Source organism: uncultured Polaribacter sp. (assembly GCF_947495205.1).
Lineage (GTDB): Bacteria > Bacteroidota > Bacteroidia > Flavobacteriales > Flavobacteriaceae > Polaribacter.
Map to the genome: position 1 here is coordinate 19,169 of NZ_CANLXV010000005.1, position 24,524 is coordinate 43,692.

A 24,524-nucleotide genomic window follows, 5' to 3' on the forward strand; every position below is an offset into this window, starting at 1 on the left:
CTAAAAGAAATCATTTACTAAATCAAACTAAACTCTTTATTTTTTTAATCCTTTAAAATAAAAAAGATGAAAGCATTTTACACAAAACGTTATTTATTAAGTTTCTTATTAGTATTTTTTTCAATTATTACGGTTTCATCTCAAAAACAGTCTAATACAGTTTCTGTTGGTAATAACAGTATTTATAAATCCACATCTATAAGTTCTGCAGATACTGGTAGTATATTTAAATATGTTATTAATTTTTCTATTTATGGAGGCGATAACGTTGTTATTACAGATCAAATACCTAATAATTTAGAAATTGCTGGTAATATAGTTGTCTCTCCAAGTTATCTTTTAAGTGGAAGTAATCCAATTACAAATAGCAACAAATTAATAACTATTTCATTAAAAGAAACTACAATTGGCTCCGTAACTAGCGGTGTTATAGAAATTCCTGTAAAATTTAAAGGAGGAATAACACCAAATGGAGAAATTGCTTATAATAGTGCTACCTTAAATGTAAACGGGCAAAATGCGACTACACAACCTATTTCTATTGCAGCTAATGCTGTTTCTCCTTGGAAAATTACTAAAAGTATAATTCCACCAACACTAAAAGATAGTCTTGGAAATTATTTTGTGTTACCAGGAAATATTGCTACTTATAGAATAAGAATAAGTAAAAGTAATATAACAACTGGTGTTTTAAATTTAAGTAATATCTCCATACAAGAAAACGTAATGCCAACAAATGCAAATTTAAGAATTAGCAATGTTTCTGGAAATGTTGGTATAGGTTCTTCGAATGTAAATTTAACAGGAAATATTATTACTGTAAGTGGGGTTTTATCTGCTTTAAATAGTTCAAGCTTTTTAAATATTGATTTAGAAATTACATATCCATCAAATGTAATTATAGGTAATTTATATACAAATAAAGTAACCTTAAATGGTACAGTGCCAGGTACTAATAATAGCCAAATACCTTTAAAGAATCCTAGCACTTCAATTACTAGTATAAAAATTGAAGATCCTAATACACAACCATCAACTCCAGACTATACTATAAATTTTGTTAAAAGACTTATTGCTACTCCAAATAAATCTCCAGGTTGTGGTGGTATTTATAGGATTAGTTTTGATAATCAATCCAAAACAAATGATACTATTGTAAATTTTAAATTGAGTGATATAATTCCAAATAATATAAATGTTACAAGAATAACTTCTTCGCCTTTGTACGGTTTTACTGGAAACTACACAAGTAATGGAACCTCTTTACCTTTCACTAATAATCGTTTAAGTATTATAACTAATTTACCAAATTCTGGATCTAATTTTTCTTTAGATTTAAATGGAAACTTATTATCTAATAAAGGTTTTATAATAGATATAGCTTTTACAATTAATAATGGTGTACAAGTAGGTTCTACAATATTTAATACTGCAAATATTAATTATACCTTTAAAAATAATACAAATCCTTTATCTGAAATTGCTACAAATAATTTTGTTATTGAACAACCGAAACCAAAAATTACATTAAAGAAAGATCTTTGTCAAGGAAATAATAGTTTATTTAAACCAGGTACTATTTTAAGATACAAGTTAGAGATAACTAACTCAGGTTCTGGAAATTTAAATTCTGCAATTATAAAAGATAAATTAGATTCTAATTTAACCTACATTGGCAATGCTAGCTATTATAAAACTAAAAATTCTACTGTAAATACTTGTTCTCCTCCTATAGATAATAGTTACGCTATTTTTGATTGGCCGATAAGTTTAAGTAGTAATTCTATAACCTCTTCTGGTACAGAATTAATTTGGAATGTTGCAAATATACCACCAGACTGTACATCTAATTCTGTTCATTACAGAGAAAAACATTACATTGAATTTGATGTAATGATAAAGGAAAATACTCCTCCAAATAGATACTCAAATGAATTTACCATAGAAGGAGACCAATTCCAAACTCAAACTTCTAATAAAGTATATTTTAATGTAGATGTTAACGTTGGTATAACTATTACCAAACTAATTAGTTTAGATAATGGTTTAACTTTTACCAACTCTACTCAAACGCCAAATGTAATTCAAGGTCAAAATATATTGTATAGGCTAAATATAAAAAATAAAGGAAATTTAGAATTTAAGAATTTAAAATTTACAGATGTTTTATCTAATCAAGTTTTATACACCTCTGGGTCTGCAACCTTACCTCTAAACTTTAATAATTCATCTTTTTTAGCTGGAACTTTTGAAGCAACTTCTAATAATAATCTACTATTAAAATATAATGATGAACTTAATATTGATATTCCTGTTACCATAAAAACATCTACTCCAAATAATACCCAAATATGCAATTTATTCAATTTATATGGAGAAGATCAGCTAGGTAGGTATAATCCAATAAATGTAAACTCTGTAGCTGTTTGTGTAATTATTTCCGACAATTGTCCTGGTATTGACAATAACCAGTCTGATATTGATAATGATGGACTTGGAGATGCTTGCGATAATTGTCCAACAATTGTTAATCAAAATCAAATAGATTCAGACAATGATAGTATTGGAGATGTTTGTGATAATTGCCCTAAAATTAAAAATACAACTCAAATAGACTCAAACAACAATGGCATTGGAGATGCATGTGAAGTTATAACTGAATGTCAAGATTTTGAAACAGATGAACAATTTATTAATTGGCAAGATGACTCTTCAGCCAAGATTCAAAAAGGCATTCCAACACCTAGTGGTCTAGGAATTGGATTTAGAAATAATTCGGATGCTTCTGGAATTTTTAACAATAAAGATTTCTCTGGAAATTGGACTATAAATTATAAAGATAAATGCCTTTGTTTTGATTTTAAACTAGACTACAATCCAGCAGATACAAATGCAGGTTCTGTCCCTAATATCGTAGTATATTCTGGTGCACCAATTACGTCTCAATTAGATACTAGAAATAGAAATAGACTTGTATTTGTTGGGGAAGCTTCAAATCCTAAAATCCCCGCTAACCAATGGGTTAAATATTGTTTACCACTAGAAATACAACAAGGCCAATTACCTTCTAATAATCTAGGTAAATGGATTATTCTTACACCCAATTTCAATACCATTACTGGAAATCAAATGATTACAGAGTGGAATTCTATAATGACAAATGTTACAGGAATAGCTATTTTAGGCAACTACTTCCCTTACAACAAAGAAATAAAATCTTCAATAGATAATTTTTGCTTTTCAGATTGTGAAGAAACATGTATTGGAGACGACAGAGACGAAGATGGAATTAAAGATATTTGTGATAATTGCCCTGATTCATTTAATCCCAAACAACAAGATTCTGATGGAGATGGAATTGGAGATATCTGTGATATTTGTCCTGACAGATTCAACCCAGACCAATTAGACGCAGACGGAAACGGTATTGGAGATGTATGTGAACAAAGTTGTGGAGATAAAGATTCTGATAAAGATGGCATTTTAGATTTATGTGATAATTGTCCGGAAACTATAAATCCAGATCAAAAAGATACTGATGGAGATGGAATTGGAGATAATTGTGACAATTGTTTAACGGTATACAATCCAGATCAATTAGATTTTGATGCTGATGGTATTGGAAATGTATGCGAAAATAAATGTGGAGAAAAAGATGTTGATAATGATAAAGTTTATGATTTGTGTGATAATTGTCCAACAAAATTCAATCCATATCAAATAGATTCTGATGGGGATGGTATTGGAGATACATGTGACAATTGTCCTAACACTTACAATCCTAATCAAAAAGATATAAATAATAATGGTATTGGAGATATTTGTGAAGATAATTGTGGAGAAAAAGACTCTGATAAAGATGGCGTTAAAGATTTATGCGATAATTGCCCAAATACATACAACCCAAAACAAGAAGATAAAAATAATGATGGTATAGGAGATGCTTGCTCAAATAATATTTGTTGTAAAAATGAACTTGAAATTACTGATAGTAATATAGATTCAAAGATTTTAGATAATAAAATAATTATTAGAGATGAATATAAACTTACAATTTCACCAAGTTCAATAACACAACTTAACGTTAATATGATTTATTTCGATTTAAAATCTGATGATCAAAAATGTAATGAAATATTAAATAATAGTATATACTCACAAGGAAGTTTTATACCTTTAGAAAGTAAAATGTCTGGTAATTTAAATTTAATTACTCCTACTTATGGTAATATTATTAATGAAAACTCATCTTTTAGAGAAGTAATTTGGAAATCTAATACTGGATATAATTTATCTAATGGTGAAACATTGTTACTTTCATACAATTTACCTTTCAATAAAGAATTAGAAGACTGTAATTTTGAAGCAACTTTATATTTTAGAATCTCATATTTAGATGAAGATTGCAACTATTGTGAAGAAATAGTAGTAAGAAAAATTAATTATAAAGATAATGTTCTAAAAACTGATACGGTGTCAAGCAAAGAAGAATATTTATTATATCCAAACCCGACAAAAGATAATTTAATAATATATTTAAATAAGCTAGGAAATGCAACTATTTACGATATTAATGGCAAGTTTATTAAAAAGGTAAATTTAAGTTTAGGCACTAACACAATTGATGTGAAAAATTTATCCAAAGGGAATTATATTGTAAAAATCAAAGCTGAAGGTTTCAGTAAAACTTCTAAAATTATTATTGAGTAAGTAAATGTAAAATAAATAAAGAGGCTATCTAAAAATTAGAACAGCCTCTTTTTTTTTATTATTAATTCTTCAATAAAACTCAAATTAAATAGTCTTGTTGAATTGTTTAAGCTTTTTAAAGTTTTTTTGATAAAATTAAACGAATAATTATCAGCATATACTTTTCAGACAGCCTCTTTATTCTTAAGCATACATTTTCTCACGCAACTCTTTTACTTTTGGGTCAGACAAATAATCATCAAAAGTACTATATCTATCAATAACACCTTTTGGTGTAAGCTCTATAACTCTGTTTGCCACAGTTTGTGCAAATTCATGATCATGTGTAGAAATTAGAACAGTTCCTTTAAAATTTATTAATGCGTTGTTTAAAGACTGAATCGATTCTAAATCTAAGTGATTGGTAGGTTCATCTAAAACTAAAATATTTGCTCTTTTCATCATCATTCTAGACAACATACAACGTACTTTTTCTCCTCCAGAAAGCACATTACTTTTCTTTAACGCTTCTTCTCCAGAAAAAATCATCTTTCCTAAAAAACCACGTAAAAAAACTTCTTCTCGCTCTTCTTCTGTTTGCGCATATTGTCTTAACCAATCTACTAAATTTAAATCTCCGTTTTGAAAGAAAGAAGAATTATCTAGTGGCAAATAAGATTGCGTAGTGGTAACTCCCCAAGCAAACTTGCCTGCATCTGCCTTTTGGTTGCCGTTTATAATTTCATAAAAAGCTGTAATTGCTCTAGAATTTTTAGAAATCACAGCAACTTTATCGCCTTTATTTAAATTGATGTGTACATCACTAAATAATTTTTCACCTTCAAAGTTTTTTTCTAAACCTTCTACGTTTAAAATTTGATCTCCTGCCTCTCTATCACTCTTATAAATAATTGCTGGATAACGTCTGCTAGAAGGTTTTATATCTTCTACATTTAATTTATCAATCATTTTTTTACGAGATGTTGCTTGTTTAGATTTAGCAACATTGGCAGAAAAACGTCTTATAAACTCTTCTAATTCTTTCTTTTTGTCTTCTGCTTTTTTGTTTTGCTGTGCTCTTTGTTTTGCTGCCAACTGAGAACTCTCATACCAAAACGTATAATTACCAGAATAATGATTTATTTTACCAAAATCAATATCAGAAATATGCGTACAAACGGCATCTAAAAAGTGTCTATCATGAGAAACCACAATTACACAATTGTCATAATTTGCTAAAAAGTTTTCTAACCAACCAATGGTTTCAAAATCTAAATCGTTGGTAGGTTCATCCATAATTAAAACATCAGGATTACCAAAAAGCGCTTGCGCCAAAAGCACACGTACCTTTTGCTTACCATCTAAATCTTTCATTAAAGTATAGTGCAACTCTTCAGAAATACCTAAATTAGATAGCATTGCAGCAGCAGCAGCATCTGCATTCCAACCATTCATTTCTTCAAAAACAATTTGTAATTCTCCTATTTTTTCTGCGTTTTCATCTGTATAATCTGCATACAAAGCATCTATTTGCTTTTTAATAGCAAATAACTCTTTGTTACCCATTACTACTGTTTCTAAAACAGGAAACTCATCAAACTCATTATGGTTTTGAGTTAAAACAGACATTCTTTTGCCTGTTTCTAAATGCACACTACCAGAAGTAGCTTCTTGTTTACCAGAAAGAATCTTTAAAAAAGTAGATTTTCCTGCTCCGTTTGCTCCAATAATACCGTAACAATTACCGTTTAAAAATTTTGTATTTACTTCATCGAATAAAATTCGTTTCCCAAATTGTACAGATAAGTTAGAAACTGATAACATAATTGTTGTTTTTAATTTTGTGCAAAAGTACAAATTCCATTCTTTCTAACAATTTTTAAAGCGTTTAGATTTAAGGGCTTAATTCTAAAATTTTGGCATTAATTTTAAGCCTATTTTAACACTCAATTAACACCAACCCGCTGCAATTGCCTCTATTTTTGTTGGTATAAATTTAATAAATGCTAAAGTTATTTTACACTTTTTTTCTTCTTATAACCATAACACTTTTAGGTAGTTGTGGATCTAATCTAGAAAGTAATACTACTTTTTTTGGTGGTAAAATAATTAATCCAAAAACAAAGTATGTAGTACTTTTTTCTATGGATAAAGTTATTGATACTCTAATTTTAGATAAGGATAATAAATTTTTAGGCAAATATTCTACCTTAAATGAAGGCTTGTACTACTTTAAGCATGGTAATGAAAATCAATATATTTATTTAGAACCCAAAGACAGTTTAATGTTAAGATTAAATACTTGGGATTTTGATGAATCTTTAGTTTACGCTGGTAAAGGTGCAGAAAGAAATAATATTTTAATAGATATTTTTATTGAAAATGAAAACAAGCGCTCTCTTTATTATAGTTTTAATAAATTGAAACCAGAGGTTTACCAGAACAAAATGGATTCTATTATAAACGACAGAATGCTTACCTTTAAAGACTATGCAGACAAACACCCAAATGAAACTCAGAATTATTTTAATATTTTAAAAACAGCATTAACATACCCTATTTATTCTAGAATAGAAAGATATTCTATAAATCATATTAATTTACATAATAAAGAAAACCATGTAGCCATAAATAATGACGCATTTTACAAATACAGAAAAAACATACGTTATAACAACGATAGTTTAATGTATTATACACCATATACCAGATATATTAGAAATTATTTATACAATTTAACTTATGCATTAGGCCACAAACCTATGAATGGTGCATATTCAGAAGACTTTACTGTAGACTTATTAAAAACAATAGATAAGGAAATACATGCTGAAAATTCTAAAAATGCTTTTTTAAAAAGAACCGTTTTAGATCATTTCTATAGAAAGTCTAGTTGTAATATTAATGCAAATACTTTTCAGACTTTTTTTAAATTATCTTCTAATAAAAATGACAAATTATTAATTGAAAAATTAGTTAAAGATAATAGCGTTATTCATAAAGGAGATCAAATTAAGGGTTTTAACATTTCAGATTTTACAGATAAAGCAATAAATATTCAAGATTTTACGCTAAATAAAAATTCGGTTTTGATATTCTGGAATAAAAAATATTTTTCTGAATCTTTTTTAAGTAGCAGATTGCCTTATTTAATTGCAAGTTTTCCAGATTTAAATTTTGCAATTATAGAAATTGATGGTTCTAGTGACAATCGAATTCAAAAAGTAGACATTAAAAACCAATATTACATAAATACAACTGCTCTAAAAGAAAATTTTTTAAAAAGCAAAATGCCTAGAACTATTCTTGTAAATAAAAACGGAATTATAGAAAATGGATACGCTTCTTTATCTTCTAAAAATTTCTTTAATCAACTTAAAAACTTCAACAAAAACAATTAATTAGCTCAAAATTTGCGTTCTATTTAATTTACTGTACCTTTGCACGGTTTTAATTTTGAGGGTTCTCAATAAAAAATCAAGTCGAAATTTATAATAAGATTTGCAGGTGGGCGTTCTGTGAATCTACAAAAACACAGTAATGTCAACATTTTTAGAATTAGGTCTTAAAGAACCTATAAACAAAGCATTAACAGATTTAGGTTACGAAAAACCAACTGTTATTCAAGAAAAAGCAATTCCGCAAATTATTGCTTCTACAGACGATTTAAAAGCATTTGCACAAACAGGAACCGGTAAAACTGCCGCTTTTAGTTTGCCAATATTAGAGCTTTTAGATGAAAACAACTCTAATGTACAAGCAATTATATTATCTCCCACAAGAGAACTTGCCGTACAAATTGGTAAAAATATAGAAGATTTTTGCAAATATTTAAAAAACGTAAAAGTTACTACAGTTTATGGTGGTGCAAACATGGATACGCAGATAAGATCTTTAAAAAGAGGATCTCAAATTGTAGTAGGTACACCAGGTAGAACAGTAGATTTAATAAATAGAAGAGCATTAAAATTAGGTAATGTACAGTGGTTGGTTTTAGATGAAGCTGATGAAATGCTGAACATGGGTTTTAAAGAAGAATTAGATAAAGTTTTAGAGGCTACGCCAGAAACCAAACAAACTTTACTTTTTTCTGCTACGTTTCCTAGAGAAGTAGAAGCTATTGCAAGAAATTACATGACCAAACCAGTAGAAGTTACTTCTGGTGAAAAAAACCAAGGTTCAGACAATGTAAGTCATGAGTTTTACTCGGTAACAGAAAGAACACGTTACCCTGCTTTAAAAAGAATTGCTGATTTAAACCCAAATATTTACGCAATTATTTTCTGTAGAACCAGAAGAGAAACCCAAGAAGTTGCGGATAATTTAATAAAAGATGGTTATAGTGCAGATGCTTTGCATGGAGATTTATCTCAAGGGCAAAGAGATTCTGTAATGGGTAAATTCCGTAAAAAAACAGTACAAATTTTAGTAGCTACAGATGTTGCTGCCAGAGGTTTAGATGTTACAGAATTAACGCATGTTTTAAATCATAAATTACCAGATCAAATAGAAAATTATACGCATAGAAGTGGTAGAACTGGTAGAGCTGGTAATAAAGGTATTTCTATTGTTTTAGTAAACGGAAAAGAAAAAGGGAAACTTAGAGCTATAGAAAGAATTATTAAAAAGAAATTTGTAGAAACTAAAGTACCTACAGGAAAAGAAATTGTAGAAAATCAATTAATGCATTTAATTGATAAAGTAAAAGCTACAGCTGTAAATACTTCTGAAATTGAAGAGTTTTTACCAAATATCTATAGCAAATTAGAAGATTTAGATAGAGAACAATTAATTCAGAAATTTGTTTCTTTAGAATTTAATAGCATGTTAGCCTATTATGAAAACGCTAAAGATTTGAATGATTTATCTTCTAGAGACAACGCTAGAGCAAGATCTACAAATGAAAACATGACGCGTTTCTTTATTAATATTGGTAGAAAAGATAGCTTAAACCCAGGAAAATTAATTGGTTTAATTAACGAGCAAAATATTGGCGATAAGATAGAAATTGGTGCTATAGATATTTTAGACACGTTTTCTTTCTTTGAAATTGATAAAAATTTCGAAAATGAGACTTTAGATGCATTTGGTAGCAATCAACCAGAGTTTGAAGGTAGATCTGTAAATGTAGAAATTACCAAAAAAGAACGTTCTGGTGGCGGAAGACGCGGTGGAAAAAAACCTTTTGGTAAAAAAGATGGTGGTTTTGGAAGACGTAGAAATTCAGAAAATTCTGCAAGAAGAAGTGGTGGAAGTGATTCTGGAGGAGGAAGAAGATCTGATAGACGTTCTTCTGGAAATTCTGGAAGTGATAGAAAATCTGGAGGTTTTGGAAGAAAAAGAAAAGATCGTTCTTAAAAAAGAATTTTAGAAAAATAATAATAGAAAATCGTTTAGTAAGCACTAAACGATTTTTTTGTTTTGCAAACAATTTATGAAAATTGTATTCCTACTTTCATATTGCTAGTTAATTGAATTTTATATAAACTAAAATAGTAGTATCAACCATAAAATTCGTTAAAACACAAGCAATTTAAAAATCAAAAAAATAAATCTTAAGCAAACTTAATAGACTTTGCAGGGTTTATTTTTGTGATGATATAAGAAGGAATAATCAACATTAAAAAACACAACACCAACGTACCAATATTTAATGTTAGTATTGCCCAAATAGAAATATGAACAGGCATTACAGAAACATAATAGGTTTCTGGATTTAGGGTAATAATTTCAAAGAAATATTGCATTGCCAAAATAGATAAACCAATAATGTTACCCCAAAACAATCCTTTTAAAATTAAATAAGAGGCATTGTATAAAAACACTTTTCTAATACTTGCATTGGTACTTCCTAAAGCTTTTAAAATACCAATCATTTGAACCCGTTCTAAAATTAACACCAACAAAGCAGTAATCATATTAATACCAGCAATTAATATCATAATAGCAATAATAAACCAAACATTATTGTCAAAAAGTTTAATCCAATCAAAAACGGTTGGGTACAAATCTATAATGGTTTTACTATTTAAAGTTAAACTAATTTCTTGGTAAATCTCCTCCCCTTTCTCCTGTATAGCATCAAAATTATCTAAAACTATTTCAAAACCACCAACTTGGTCTTTAGTCCATTTATTTAATTTTTGCACTTCTCTAATATCACCAATCATCATATTTTTATCAAATTGGGCAAAACCAGAATTATAAATCCCAACAATTATATACTTTCTGTTAGATGGTAATTTACTATTTGCTGTTTTTAAAAAAGTAGCACTTATAGTATCATTTAATTTTAGTTGTAAGCGATTTACTACCGTTTCAGATAACAAAACGCCCTTTGTTCTTGGTAAACTAAAATCTGGCAACCTTCCTTTAGTAATATATTCTTCAAACAAAGACCAATCATAATCACTAGAAATTCCTTTAAAAACAATGCCTTCAAAATCTGTATTTGTGCGCAAAATTCCGCCTTTAGACGCAAAAACTTGTACATTTTTAATACCTTTTATATTTTTAAATTCAGGATAAAAATCTTGTGTTTTACTTATTGGAGTTGTAGAGACGTCTGAATTATTATTGTCATAATTCAAAATTTGAACATGACCTTTAAAACCCGCCATTTTATCTCGAATTTTTAATTGCGCTCCACTAGCTGTTGCCACTGCAATTAGCATAATAATAGTACCCAACGTAATTGCCGTAATTGCAATTTTAATTATTGGAGAAGATATGCTATTTTTATACTTTTTGCCAGCAATAATGCGTTTTGCAATAAATAACTCGTAATTCAAATTGATGATTGATTTTAACCTTCGTAAAAGTACCTATTTATTTTTATTTTTATTAATGAATTTACAACTGTTTTCTTGTGCTAAGAAAATTGAAAAATCAAAAAATAAAATCTTAAAAATCAAAAAAGATACTATAGTAAAAACGGGTGCAGCAAGTACAGATTTGTATTTAAATTTATTAAAAGGTAAAAATATTGCTGTGGTTGCCAATCAAACTTCAGTAATTTTTAAAGGAAAAGATTCCATCTTTTGGGTAGATCTAGAAACTAATAAAACTGGCTTTGATAAAACTTTTAATAAAAGCACGCATCTTATTGACAGTTTGATTTCTTTAAACATCAATATTAAAAAAGTATTTTCTCCAGAACATGGTTTTAGAGGCAAAGCAGATGCCGCAGAATTGGTAAAAGATGGTTTTGATACAAAAACAGGGTTACCCATTGTTTCTTTATACGGTAAAAACAAAAAACCAACGGCAAAACAGCTAGAAAATATAGATCTTGTTGTTTTTGATATTCAAGATGTGGGCGTTCGTTTTTACACCTATATTTCTACCTTGCATTATGTTATGGAAGCTTGTGCTGAAAAAGGAATTCCTGTAATTTTATTAGACAGACCCAACCCAAATGCCCATTATGTAGACGGACCAATATTAGAAATGCAACATAGCAGTTTTGTAGGAAAACATCCTGTTCCTTTAGTTTATGGAATGACTATTGGTGAATATGGACAAATGATAAACGGCGAAAAATGGTTGAAAAACGGTATTAAATGCGACTTAAATGTGATTCCTCTAAAAAATTATACGCATCAAACAAAATACAGTTTAGCCATTAGACCTTCGCCAAATTTACCAAACGATAAAAGTATAAACCTTTACCCTAGTTTAGGTTTTTTTGAAGGAACAACGATAAACGCAGGAAGAGGAACAGAATTTCAGTTTCAAAGATATGGTGCACCTTTTTTCCCAAAAAACAACTTTACATACACTCCAAAAGCTAATTTTGGAGCAAAATACCCAAAGCATAAAAACAAAATGTGTTTTGGTGTAGATTTATCTAAAGCTAAAACACTAAATTTTGTAAATTTAGAATGGTTAATTGACGCTTATAACAAAACACCAAAAACCGAAAAATTCTTTGGTAAAACCTTTACCATACATGCAGGAAATACAAAACTGCAAAAACAAATAGAAAAAGGTTTATCTGCAAAAACGATAAGAAAAACTTGGCAAAAAGACATCAAAGCATTTCAAAAAATTAGAGAGCAGTATTTGATTTACAAATAGTTTTTATGCTCTTAAAAACTTTTCTATTTTATCAACTTAAAAATAAGTGGTAGATTTATATTTTTAAAACGATAAACCATGAAATGGAGAACAAAAAGAACAAGTAGTAATGTAGATGATAGAAGAGGCGCATCTTCTGGCAGAAGTTCTGGCGGATTAAGTGGTGGTTTTGCAAAGCTATTAATTCCTTTAGTTTTAAAGTTAATTACCACAAAAAAAGGGCTAATTATTTTAGCCGTTGGTATTGGTATTATGTACTTTACAGGTAATAACCCGCTTAATTTTTTAACTGGTAACACTAATAATCAAACACAAAATACTACTTATAAAGGCACTGCTAAAGAAAATGAATTAGCAGAATTTAGCAACCAAGTATTGCGAAGTACAGAAGATGTTTGGAACCAAATTATACCCAATTACAAAGAACCTACCTTAGTTTTATTTACCAATACTGTTTCTTCTGCTTGTGGCGCTGCATCAAGTGCAACAGGACCTTTTTATTGCCCTGGAGACGATAAATTGTATATCGATTTAAGTTTTTTTGAAGAAATGGCCAGAAAACTAAACGCTCCTGGAGATTTTGCTCAAGCTTATGTAATTGCTCATGAAGTTGGGCATCATATTCAAAATCTTACAGGTATGAGCAGAAAAGTACAATCACAAAGAGGAAGAATTAGTAAAACTGAATACAACAAATTATCTGTAATGCTAGAATTACAAGCTGATTTTTATGCTGGTGTTTGGGCACATCACGCAAAATTTGACAACTTAATTTTAGATGATAGCGATTTAAGAGAAGCTTTAAATGCTGCAAATGCTATTGGAGATGATCGTTTGCAAAAACAATCTACAGGCAGAGTTGTGCCAGATTCCTTTACACACGGTACTTCTGCACAAAGAATGCGTTGGTTTAAAAAAGGTTTTGAAACTGGTGATGTAAATCAAGGCGATACTTTTAATGCAAGAATTTTATAATTTACTACTGTAAATATTAGCATGATTACAATTAGAAAGGCAACAGCTAAAGATGTAAAAGCCTTAGCTGAAGTAAGTAAAAAAGCATTTTATGTGCCACACAAAGATGTAATTCCAGATCATATAATGCAAGACTATTTGAAAAATAGTTTTAATGAAAAAACACTTTTATCTGAAATAAACAACCCTAATTTTAAATACAATTTAATTCTTAAAGATGCTGTTTTAGCGGGTTTCTCTAAAATAATCATCAACACAAAAAACAGCAACATTAAAGCAGAAAATGTTACTAAATTAGAACGTATTTATCTTACAGAAGAGTTTTATGGTTTAGGTTTAGGAAAAGAATTGTTTGCTTACAATTTAAAATTAATTAAAGAAGCCAAACAAAAAGGCGTTTGGTTATACGTTTGGATTAAAAACGATAGAGCCATTAATTTTTACAAAAAAGCGGGTTTCAAAAAAATTGCCATGTACGATTTTCCTATTTCAGATGATGAAACAAGACCAAATGATGTTTTGTATTTAGAACTTTAGTAATGTTTTAAATGTATGACTCTTATTAAGATGAAAAATTTCTAATATCTATTTGTTTATTTACTGCAACATATATGCTTAGCCATCTAAAAATGTTTTCGTTTTTTGAAGATATAGAAATAGACCCTAAGTTGGCAACTGCAAACGAGCAACAATTTAAAGCTGCAATTATTTAAACTATAAAAAATGGTAAAATAATTACCGCTACTTTTGTGTAAGAAATTAAATTTTAGAGATTTTTGGATTAAACATTCAGATTCAGAACAACAACTAACAGCTTGGTACAGAGAAACCGAAAAAGTAAACTGGGAATCCTTAAACGAATTAAAAAATGAATATCCAAGTGCTAGTATTTAACATAAAAGGAAATAGCTATGGATTAATTGTTAAATTTAATTTAGAATACAAAATTTGTTGGATAAGATTTATAGGTACTCATGCAGAATACGATAAAATAAACGCAAACAAAATTTAGAATGAATATTAAGCCAATAAAAAACGAAACAGATTACTTAAAAGCTCTTGAAAGATTAGAAGTAATTTTTGACGCAAAAAAAGGAACTAAAAAGGGAGACGAATTAGAAGTTCTTTCAATATTGATTGACAAATACGAAAACGAAACTTCTCCTATTGGTTTTCCTGACCCTATTGAGGCCATTAAATTTAGAATGGAACAAATGGGTTTAAAACAAAAAGATTTAGCTGAAGTTATTGGTTTTAAAAGTAGAGTTAGTGAAATACTAAACAAAAAAAGAAAATTGACATTGGAAATGATTAGAAACTTAAATCTTAAACTACATATTCCAACTGAAGTTTTAGTTCAGGATTATTAGAATTATTGGTATTAAGCCATATAAATTTTATTAGCTTTAAGCTAAATCAAGGCAGGAAACTTTATACTAGAACATTACAAACCAACTATGAAAAAAAACGAATTGAATACTAAAATAATTTTTCTGATTATTTTTATGGTATTTTATAATTGTAAAAATAAAGAGGAGGAAAAAGCTTTATATAAAGAAGAAGAGAATGCATTAGCGAAACGAATGAGTATGGCAGTTCCCAAAAATTTCAGAGAAAGACTATCAGCCAATACATTTCCTAAAGACTCTGTTATTAAAGTACAACAAGAAATAAAGCAAAGTTTTATTAAAGAGTTTCCTAATTCTGCTGTAAGTACAGATATTCTTAATAGAAGTAAAATTGGTTATGGAAAATCATTAACTCAAAACCTATTTAATTTACTAACAAGAAAACAGCAAAAATCAAAAAAAGGAAAACTTATATCAAAATACTTGGAATTAAATTCAGAAGTTAAATTGTACGACCAATTTATTGATTTTGAAATGGAAGATATTAAAGGAGAGAAAAATAAAATCTCTGAATTAAGAGGGAAATATACCCTTTTAGAATTTTGGTCATCTACTTGCAAACCTTGCAGAGCATCAAATAAAGATTTAGTTAACATTTATAAGAAGTATCAACCTAAAGGTTTTGAAATTATAGGTATATCATTAGACAACAATAAAGAAAGATGGACTAACGCCATAAAAAAAGATAAAATTACTTGGAAAAATTTAAGCGAATTAAATGGTCATAATAATGCCGCTGCTTTTATTTATAATGTAAATGGAATTCCAGACAATTTCTTAATTGACCCAAATGGAAAAATTATAGCAAGAGATTTACCTTCAATCTTTCTTGAAAAAACATTAGAAATACTAATTGATGGAAAACGAAAAAATGAATTACCTTTTTTACTTACAAAAGGAAATACCTTACAAGATACTATAATTTACATTGAAAAAAGAAACATACGCTTGTAAGCTGTGTATAATTAATTACTACTCTTTGCAACGACTTAATTATGGATTATTTACCTTATGTAATCCTAATTTTGAAAGTGTTTTCATACCTAAACGCAAGAAATAATATGTAACCAAAATGTAAAACATTATGAAAAAAATACTCGCATTAATAATAATCTTATGTTCAACAATAACCTTTGGACAAGAACATACGAGAAAAATTAAAATTACTTATGGAGCTGAAAAAGAAATAATTCCAAAAATTGGAGATACAATAAAGGAATATTATTCAGAAAAAAAAGTTAGAAAAATAAAATTTAGAAATTTAGCAAAACTTACAATTCAGGAATTTAAAGAAAGTGGTGAAATATATAAATCTACGACTTTTCCCATTGAAAATCTGAAAAATAAAACATTGACTAAATATCACTCAAATGGGAATATTGTTTTAATTGCTAATTATAAAAAAGGAATAGTTAACGGCTATTTCCAAAAATTTCACTCTAATGGAAAACCAATGAAAACTGGAAATTACCTAGAAATGAAAAAAATTGGAGAGTGGAAATATTTTAACATAAATGGAGTTGTAACAAAAAAAGAAAACTACGAAAACGGAAAGCTAATTGAATAACAAAATATTTTATAACATTGTTTCTAAAACATTACTTAATTAGTTTTCAGGAATTACTCAAAATAATAGATAAGAATTCTATAACCTTTGTAAATAAATGAATAGAATAAACTCAAAACACCAATTAATTAGATGAAATTAATTCTAAAAAAATTTAAAGAACCAGTAATCATTTTAATTTCATTTATATTATATATTTTTAATCAGAAAATTTATCGACCACAAGTACTTTCAAATATTGAATCTAATAGGTATTTAGTTTTTATACTAGGAGTAATTCCTAATTTTTTAGGAGCAATAATGACTTTTCTTACTTGTCTATTCCTTCTTAAATTGCAAAATAAACAAAGTCTTGGAAAAATAATTAATTTTTCATTTTTAACAACATTAACATTAGTAATATTTATGGAGCTGGAACGATTTATTAATCAGAATATAAAATTTGATGTTTTTGATATCTTAGCATCTATTTTAGCCTTAATCACTTGTTTAATATGCTATAAAAAAGAAATTGAATTTTATAATTGAAATTGAATTAAAAAAAACGTTTTACAACACCATATAAATTTTATTGCTTTTAATGGCTTATTTTGGATAAATCCTCCCAAACTTTTAATTCAATAAAAACTTATTCACTTTAAACTAAAACAAAAATACTTTTAGAACAGTTTTGTTTCATAAAAAAATTCAACTTTCTAAGATAATTCAAAGTAATGATTGTATTTTTGATACTATCAAATGATAGTATCAAAAATGAAACCACCTTATGAAATAACAACCTCTATTTTAAAGTTAATAACTTCCATTTCTGAAAAAATAGGAGCAATCAATGCCAATTTATTAAATAAACCATCTCCTAAACTTAGAAAACAGCATAGAATTAAAACTATTTATTCATCATTAAAAATAGAGGGAAATACACTTACAGAAGCGCAAATTACAGCACTTTTAGAGAACAAAAGAGTTATTGGTCCTAAAAAAGATATTCTAGAAGTTTTAAATGCAATTAAAATCTATGAGAATTTAGAAGCATACAAACCTTCTAATGAAAAATCTTTTTTAAAAGCGCATAAAAACTTAATGGAAGGGTTAATTGAAAACGCTGGAAAATATAGAAATCAAGGTGTCGGAATTGTAAAAGGTTCTAAAGTTGAACATTTAGCACCACCTTTTGAAAATGTACCCTATTTAATGAAAGATCTTTTTGAATATTTAAAAAGGTCTAATGAAATTGAATTAATTAAAAGTTGTGTTTTCCATTACGAAATGGAATTTATACATCCTTTTTTAGATGGTAATGGCAGAATGGGAAGGTTATGGCAAACTTTAATCTTAATGGAAAAACATCCAATCTTTGAGTTTTTACCCTTTGAAACTTTAATTAGTAAAGACCAAGACAAATATTATAAAGCCTTGGCTGAATCTGATAAATCTGGTAAATCGACTAAATTTATTGAATATATGCTAAATGTAATTGATATTTCAATTGGTGAATTATTAGACTTTAATAATCGAACGTTAAATGAAAAAGAAAGGTTAAATTATTATGTTTCATTGAATAAAACAGAATTTACAAGAAAAGATTATATGGATATTTTTAAAAACATTTCTTCTGCAACAGCAAGTAGAGATTTGAAAAAAGGTACTGAACTTGGTTTATTTGAAAAAATAGGAGAAAAAAACAAAACAACGTATCAATTAAAATAACGAAACACAACACCTTATAAATGTTATTGCTTTTAATGGCTTATTTAAAAAATTCTCGAACACTTTTAATTCAGTAAATATTTATTAATTTTAGGCTAAATCAAAAAAAAAATGTAAAATAACTTTGTGTTTAATGCAAAAGAAATTTTGTGTGAGACAACCAATTGGATAAATATTGCGTCTATTTAATAAATGAACGTTAATTAAAAAACCAAAAAATGACGAAATCAAAATTCTGGAATCAACTCGCAATATTCGTAATTACTCTTTTAGCAATTTTAAGCATTAGAGAATACTTTTCTTACCAACTTATAGAAAAAGGAATTGACTCTTATCAAACTCATACATTTTTGAAGATTGGAGCAAATTTACTTTTAATCTTTGTTTCTTATTATCTAATCAAGCAAAATGGACTTACCAAAATTTCTGGATTAAAAGGAACGCAAGTTAAGATGTGGTATCTCTTAATATTTCCGCTCGTTTATTTAGTACTGGTAAATGCCATATTTATGGACGACCCAAAAATGGATTTACTTTTGCCCAATATTGGTTTACTCGTAATTTATGCAATATCAATTGGACTTTCAGAAGAATTAAGTATTCGTGGTTTTTTACAATCACACCTAATAAATGAATTTGGAAAAACAAAAAAAAATATAGTGCTATCAATTTTTGTTTCATCATTATTTTTTGGTTTAATCCATTTCATAAAATTTGACAAAGGAATATATGGGGAATTATCCCAAGTTTGTTTTGCTACTTTTATTGGTGCTATGTTTGGAGCTTTACTGGTTATTACAAAAAGACTATATCCATTAGTTATAATTCACGCATTAATAGATTTTGTAGCAAAACTAGACTCTGCAGGAAATCCTATTAAACATAGAATAGCGAATTCGATATCAATAGAAAGTGCTGTTTTAACGACATTATTTATTTTGCCGTGTTTGATTTACGCACTATTTCTAATGAAGAAATATAAATTGATTGAACAGGCGAAAATCAATAAACACAAATAAAAACCTACTCCAACTCTATATTTTTAGAATTTTCAGAATACGTTCTCCATTTCTCTAAACACGCTGTTATATCTTTTGGAACTTCAGAATTAAACTGCATAAACTCACCCGTTTTTGGATGTGTAAAACCCAATGTTTTGGCATGTAAGGCTTGTCTTGGTAAAACTTTAAAACAATTGTGTACAAATTGTTTGTACTTGGTAAAAGTAGTTCCTTTTAAAATATCGTTTCCTCCATAACGTTCGTCATTAAAAAGAGTGTGTCCAATATGTTTAAAATGTGCTCTAATTTGGTGCGTTCTTCCTGTTTCTAACTTGCATTGTACCAAAGTTACGTATGTTAAACGCTCTAAAACTTTAAAATGTGTAACTGCGTGTTTTCCAAAATCACCATCAGGAAAAACAGCCATTTGCAAACGGTTTTTTAAACTTCTACCAATATTTCCTTCTATTCTACCTTCATCTTCTTCTATATTTCCCCAAACTAATGCGTAATAAAGTCTTTCTGTAGTTCTGTCATAAAATTGTTTCGATAAATGTGCCATTGCAAATTCGTTTTTTGCAACTACCAATAAACCACTAGTATCTTTATCTATTCTATGCACCAAACCTGGCCTTTCGTTAGAATTTGTTGGTAAATTTTCTATGTGATGTATTAAGCCATTTACCAAAGTTCCAGAATAATTTCCATGTCCTGGATGTACAACCATACCTGCTGGTTTATTTACTACAATTACAGTATCATCTTCAAAAACAATATCTAAAGGAATAGCTTCTGCAACTAATAAATTTTCTGCTGGCGGATAAGACAACACAACACGAACTACATCTTTTGGTTTTACTTTATGATTTGATTTTACAGCAACATCATTTACCAAAACATTACCTGCTTTTGCGGCTTGTTGTACTTTATTTCTAGTAGCATTTTCAACAAAATTCATTAAAAATTTATCTACACGCAAAGGCTCTTGTCCATCACTTGCCACAAATTTATAATGTTCATATAAATCGTCGTTTTCTATTTCTTGATTTTTATTTTCTTGCAAAATGCTTACTTTCTTAAACTATTTATATTTCTCTCAACCTTCATACTTCCAACTTCACGCTTTCAACTACCTCCCTTTGCCATCACCTAAAACCAAATCTACAATAGAATTTAGTGGTAACTTATCACCTTCATTTACAATTTTACCATTAAAACGCAAACCTCTTACTACATCTTTACCAATGTCATTTACATAAGTATAATTTATGCCCACATTTAAACCCATTGCTCTTAACTGAGAACTGGCTTGTCTTTTGGTTCTACCATTTAAATTTGGTATGGTAATATCTCTGTATTTAGACGGGTTTAAGGTTAAATAAATTTTACGTTTTTCCTTTACAAAATCTCCTGCTACTGGTGTTTGTTCTATAACAGATTTTTTAGGATAATCTGGGTTATAACTAGCACTATCTATAATTTTATAACTTAAATTAAGTTCGTTCAATTTTCTATCTACTTCATTTAAAGACATTTTTTGCAAATCTGGTACTTGTATTTTTTGATTATGATTGGTAGTAATGCCCAACCAATATTGCAATGCAAATACAAAAATTAGCAAACCAATAACAGCAATAGCAATTTGTATAAAAAAAGTTTTACTTTTTAAAAACTGAAACAAACTCATTCTTAGATATTTTTAACACTACAAATATATAAAAAGTAAACGTTGCTGTTTCTATTTATATTTTGATAAATTTGTTTTATTATTTTTACCAAAATGAAGAAAAATATTGCCATTGCAATGGGTGGTTATTCATCCGAAAAAGACATTTCTATAAAAAGCGGAAATGTAGTTTATAAAAATTTAAATCCTAAAAAATATAATGCATACAAAGTATTACTTTTAAAGGAGAAATGGGTAGCTTTAGATGCAACTGAAAATGAATATGTAATTGATAAAAACGATTTTTCCTTTATTATAAACGGAAAAAAAATTAATTTTGATTGTGTTTTTAATGCCATACATGGTGCTCCTGGAGAAAATGGACAATTATTAGCCTATTTTAACCTTATTAACTTAAAACACACTTCTGCCCCATTTTATCAAATGGCACTAACCTTTAATAAAAGAGATACTTTAAGTGCTGTGAAAGCTTATGGAATACAAACGGCAACTTCTATTTATTTGAATAAAGGCGATAAAATAAACCTAGATGCTATTATAACAAAAGTAGGTTTACCTTGTTTTATAAAACCAAATAATGCAGGCTCTAGCTATGGAATTTCTAAAGCGCATAGTAAAGATGCTGTTTTACCTGCCATAGAAAAGGCGTATAAAGAAGATTCAGAAATTTTAATAGAATCTTTTTTAGAAGGTACAGAAGTCTCTGTTGGTGTGATTCAATATAAAGGAAAAATTAAAGTTTTGCCAATTACAGAAATTGTTTCTGAGAACGATTTTTTTGATTATGAAGCCAAATATGAAGGAAAATCCCAAGAAATTACACCCGCAAGAATTAGCAGTATTCAGCAAGAAAAAGTAGAAAAAACAGCCAAAAAAGTATACGAAGTTTTAAATATGACTGGTTTTTCTAGAGCTGAATATATTTTTGTAAATGATGAACCTTTTTTCTTAGAAATAAATACAGTACCTGGTTTAACCGAAGAAAGTATTTTGCCACAACAAGCACAAAAAGCAGGTATTTCTTTAGAGGAGTTGTTTGACAATGCTATTGAAGAAAGTTTGAGTTAAGTTGGAAGTTGGATAAGTAATTTAAAATTATACCAGAAAACATCAAAATTTAGAGAAGCTATTGAAAAATAATTTTTAAAATTCTAAAAATTCTGTTTTGTAATTAAATAAGACAAAAAAGTAAAAGCATAATTTATGAAAAGAGCAATATTTCCAGGATCTTTTGATCCATTAACTTTAGGACATTATGATATTATAGAAAGAGGTGTAAAGCTTTTTGACGAACTAATTATTGCTATTGGTGTTAATTCCAGTAAAAAATACATGTTTTCTTTAGAAGAACGTAAAAAATTTATAGCAGAATCTTTTAAAGACAATCCTAAAATTAAAGTAGTTACTTACCAAGGTTTAACAGTAGATTTTTGTAAAAAAAATAATGTAGATTTTATATTTAGAGGCCTTAGAAATCCTGCAGATTTCGAATTTGAAAAAGCAATAGCACACACAAATAGAGATTTAGCACCAGTAGAAACTGTGTTTTTATTAACAGCTGCAAGTACTTCTTACATCTCTTCTTCTATTGTAAGAGACGTTATTAGAAATAATGGAGATTATACCAAACTAGTTCCTAAAGCAGTGCGCGTTAAATAATTAAGAATGAAAAAAACACTATTTTTAGTACTTACTATTTTTATTATTTCTTGCAATTCTAAAACGGAAAGTGAAGTTGATTTTACCACAATTTTCGAAAAATCTAACGGAAAAGAAACGCCAGAATACAAAGATGTAATTTCTTATTATGAAGATTTGGCGAAAGAGTATTCGCAAATATCTTTGTTTTCTTTTGGTCAAACAGATGCTGGTAAACCTTTACATTTAGTTGTTTTTAATAGTAATGCTATTTTTAATGTTGATGAAATTACGAAATCTACAAAAAATAGAATTTTAATAAATAATGGCATTCACCCAGGAGAATCAGATGGTATTGATGCCTCTATGTTGCTTTTAAGAGATATTGTACAAAATGATTCGCTTCAAAAAAAGTATAAAAACACTTTAATTGCAGTAATTCCTGTTTACAATATAGGTGGTGCTTTAAATAGAAATTCACACACAAGAGCCAACCAAAATGGTCCTGTTTCTTATGGCTTTAGAGGAAACGCTAGAAATTATGATTTAAACCGAGATTTTATCAAACAAGATACCAAGAATGCAGCCGCTTTTGCAGAAATATTTCACACGGTAAATCCAGATGTTTTTATAGACAATCATGTTAGTAATGGTGCAGATTATCAATATGCTATTACGCATCTGTTTACACAACATAACAAGTTGGGTGGCAATTTAGGTGCATTTTTAGAAAATGAAATGCGGCCACAAATAGAAAAGTCTTTAGAAGAGAAAAACATTTTAATTACGCCTTATGTAAATGTTTGGGGCACTACACCAGAAAAAGGATTTTCTCAATTTTTGGACTCACCAAGATATTCTACAGGATACACAACTTTGTTTCACACACTGGGTTTAATGGTAGAAACACACATGCTTAAACCTTATAAAATACGTGTTGAACAAACGTATCAATTAATGCTATCTGCCTTTGATTTTACTGAAAACAATTCAGCAAAAATTAAAGAATTACGTAAAAATGCTGTTGCTGAACTCTTAGCAGAAAAAAGTTACGCAATTGCTTTTAAAGAAGATAAAGAAAACCCAACAAAATTGCAATTTAAAGGTTATGAAGCTCAAACTTTAGAGAGCAAAGTTACCAATGGAAGACGCTTATTTTACGATACAACTAAACCATTTACGAAAGCAACAAATTATTACAACAATTTTATAGCTACAAAAGAAATAGACATACCAAAAGCTTATATTTTAAAACAAGGTTGGCACAAAATTGTAGAAAGATTAGATAATAATAAAATTGAATATACGCGTTTAAAAAAAGATACTAGTCTTATGGTTGAAACAAACCATATTGCAGATTTTAAAACAAGAACTGCGCCTTATGAAGGGCATTATTTGCATTACAACACCAGTATTACAAAAAGTAAAAAAGAAATTCATTTTAAAGCAGGAGATTTGTATATTTCTACAAACCAAAAAGGTGTTAGATATCTGTTAGAAACTTTAGAAACAGAGGCTACTGATTCTTTTTTTAATTGGAATTTTTTTGATACTATTTTACAGCAAAAAGAAGGTTATTCTGCATATGTTTTTGAAGATATTGCTGAAAAAATTCTGCTAGAAAATACTTCAATAAAAGCAAAATTTGAAGAAAAAATGAAAGATGATTCTTTTGCTAAAAGCGCAAGTGCTCAATTAGATTTTATTTATAAAAATTCACCTTATTACGAATCTGCACATTTACAATTACCAATTTATAAAATTTATTAATG

General features: G+C 28.3%; 19 protein-coding genes and 1 pseudogene. 16 read left to right on the forward strand and 4 right to left on the reverse strand.

The features are described from left to right. The first annotated feature begins 66 nt into the window (after positions 1-66). Positions 67-4,710, forward strand: a complete 4,644-nt coding sequence (locus Q0762_RS14000; protein WP_366940986.1) for a thrombospondin type 3 repeat-containing protein — start codon at positions 67-69, stop codon at positions 4,708-4,710. Between the two features lie 183 nt (positions 4,711-4,893). On the opposite strand, the gene Q0762_RS05950 is transcribed toward Q0762_RS14000, so the two are convergent. Further along, positions 4,894-6,513, reverse strand: coding sequence for an ATP-binding cassette domain-containing protein (locus Q0762_RS05950; protein WP_298764785.1), 1,620 nt, complete (start codon positions 6,511-6,513; stop codon positions 4,894-4,896). Positions 6,514-6,692: 179 nt separating this feature from the next. Between Q0762_RS05950 and Q0762_RS05955 the strand changes: the two genes are divergently transcribed. Together Q0762_RS05955 and Q0762_RS05960 are read left to right on the forward strand one after the other, a co-directional pair. Next, complete coding sequence (locus tag Q0762_RS05955; RefSeq protein ID WP_298764787.1) at positions 6,693-8,090, forward strand: hypothetical protein; 1,398 nt, start codon at positions 6,693-6,695, stop codon at positions 8,088-8,090. A 139-nt stretch (positions 8,091-8,229) separates the two neighbouring features. Next, the gene (locus tag Q0762_RS05960; RefSeq protein ID WP_298764789.1) at positions 8,230-10,047 is read left to right on the forward strand and encodes a DEAD/DEAH box helicase; all 1,818 of its coding nucleotides are present in this window, start codon (positions 8,230-8,232) and stop codon (positions 10,045-10,047) included. Positions 10,048-10,244: 197 nt separating this feature from the next. On the opposite strand, the gene Q0762_RS05965 is transcribed toward Q0762_RS05960, so the two are convergent. After that, a complete protein-coding gene (locus Q0762_RS05965) occupies positions 10,245-11,480 on the reverse strand; it encodes an FtsX-like permease family protein (RefSeq protein WP_298764791.1) in 1,236 nt (411 codons plus the stop codon). Positions 11,481-11,484: 4 nt separating this feature from the next. Between Q0762_RS05965 and Q0762_RS05970 the strand changes: the two genes are divergently transcribed. The 10 genes and pseudogenes from Q0762_RS05970 (at position 11,485) to Q0762_RS06015 (ending at position 19,445) form a co-directional block, all read left to right on the forward strand. Then, on the forward strand, positions 11,485-12,768 hold the full coding sequence (locus tag Q0762_RS05970) for a DUF1343 domain-containing protein (RefSeq protein ID WP_298764793.1): 1,284 nt from the start codon (positions 11,485-11,487) through the stop codon (positions 12,766-12,768). Between the two features lie 78 nt (positions 12,769-12,846). Further along, positions 12,847-13,743, forward strand: a complete 897-nt coding sequence (locus Q0762_RS05975; protein ID WP_298764795.1) for a neutral zinc metallopeptidase — start codon at positions 12,847-12,849, stop codon at positions 13,741-13,743. A gap of 21 nt (positions 13,744-13,764) precedes the next feature. Beyond that, positions 13,765-14,280: a GNAT family N-acetyltransferase gene (locus Q0762_RS05980; RefSeq protein ID WP_298764796.1), complete on the forward strand. Its 516-nt coding sequence runs from the start codon at positions 13,765-13,767 to the stop codon at positions 14,278-14,280. 210 nt (positions 14,281-14,490) lie between these two features. Then, a pseudogene (locus tag Q0762_RS05985) lies at positions 14,491-14,755 on the forward strand (type II toxin-antitoxin system HigB family toxin). A gap of 1 nt (position 14,756) precedes the next feature. After that, positions 14,757-15,113, forward strand: coding sequence for a helix-turn-helix domain-containing protein (locus tag Q0762_RS05990; protein ID WP_298764798.1), 357 nt, complete (start codon positions 14,757-14,759; stop codon positions 15,111-15,113). 87 nt (positions 15,114-15,200) lie between these two features. Further along, positions 15,201-16,106, forward strand: coding sequence for a peroxiredoxin (locus Q0762_RS05995; protein ID WP_298764800.1), 906 nt, complete (start codon positions 15,201-15,203; stop codon positions 16,104-16,106). Positions 16,107-16,236: 130 nt separating this feature from the next. Continuing rightward, the gene (locus Q0762_RS06000) at positions 16,237-16,719 is read left to right on the forward strand and encodes a hypothetical protein (protein WP_298764802.1); all 483 of its coding nucleotides are present in this window, start codon (positions 16,237-16,239) and stop codon (positions 16,717-16,719) included. Positions 16,720-16,851: 132 nt separating this feature from the next. Beyond that, positions 16,852-17,247: a hypothetical protein gene (locus tag Q0762_RS06005; protein ID WP_298764805.1), complete on the forward strand. Its 396-nt coding sequence runs from the start codon at positions 16,852-16,854 to the stop codon at positions 17,245-17,247. Between the two features lie 225 nt (positions 17,248-17,472). Next, positions 17,473-18,426 (forward strand): Fic family protein, encoded by a 954-nt coding sequence (locus tag Q0762_RS06010; RefSeq protein WP_298764806.1) that lies wholly within the window; start codon positions 17,473-17,475, stop codon positions 18,424-18,426. A 218-nt stretch (positions 18,427-18,644) separates the two neighbouring features. After that, positions 18,645-19,445: a CPBP family intramembrane glutamic endopeptidase gene (locus Q0762_RS06015; protein WP_298764808.1), complete on the forward strand. Its 801-nt coding sequence runs from the start codon at positions 18,645-18,647 to the stop codon at positions 19,443-19,445. A gap of 4 nt (positions 19,446-19,449) precedes the next feature. On the opposite strand, the gene Q0762_RS06020 is transcribed toward Q0762_RS06015, so the two are convergent. Then, positions 19,450-20,490, reverse strand: a complete 1,041-nt coding sequence (locus tag Q0762_RS06020) for an RluA family pseudouridine synthase (protein WP_298764810.1) — start codon at positions 20,488-20,490, stop codon at positions 19,450-19,452. A gap of 66 nt (positions 20,491-20,556) precedes the next feature. Further along, a complete protein-coding gene (locus Q0762_RS06025; RefSeq protein WP_298764811.1) occupies positions 20,557-21,114 on the reverse strand; it encodes a PASTA domain-containing protein in 558 nt (185 codons plus the stop codon). A 93-nt stretch (positions 21,115-21,207) separates the two neighbouring features. Here Q0762_RS06025 and Q0762_RS06030 point away from each other — a divergent pair, with 93 nt between their 5' ends. From Q0762_RS06030 to Q0762_RS06040, 3 genes are all read left to right on the forward strand, one after another. Continuing rightward, complete coding sequence (locus Q0762_RS06030) at positions 21,208-22,182, forward strand: D-alanine--D-alanine ligase (RefSeq protein ID WP_298764814.1); 975 nt, start codon at positions 21,208-21,210, stop codon at positions 22,180-22,182. A gap of 135 nt (positions 22,183-22,317) precedes the next feature. Then, a complete protein-coding gene (coaD, locus tag Q0762_RS06035) occupies positions 22,318-22,773 on the forward strand; it encodes a pantetheine-phosphate adenylyltransferase (protein ID WP_298764817.1) in 456 nt (151 codons plus the stop codon). A gap of 6 nt (positions 22,774-22,779) precedes the next feature. Then, on the forward strand, positions 22,780-24,522 hold the full coding sequence (locus tag Q0762_RS06040) for a M14 family metallopeptidase (RefSeq protein WP_298764819.1): 1,743 nt from the start codon (positions 22,780-22,782) through the stop codon (positions 24,520-24,522). Positions 24,523-24,524: the final 2 nt, after the last annotated feature.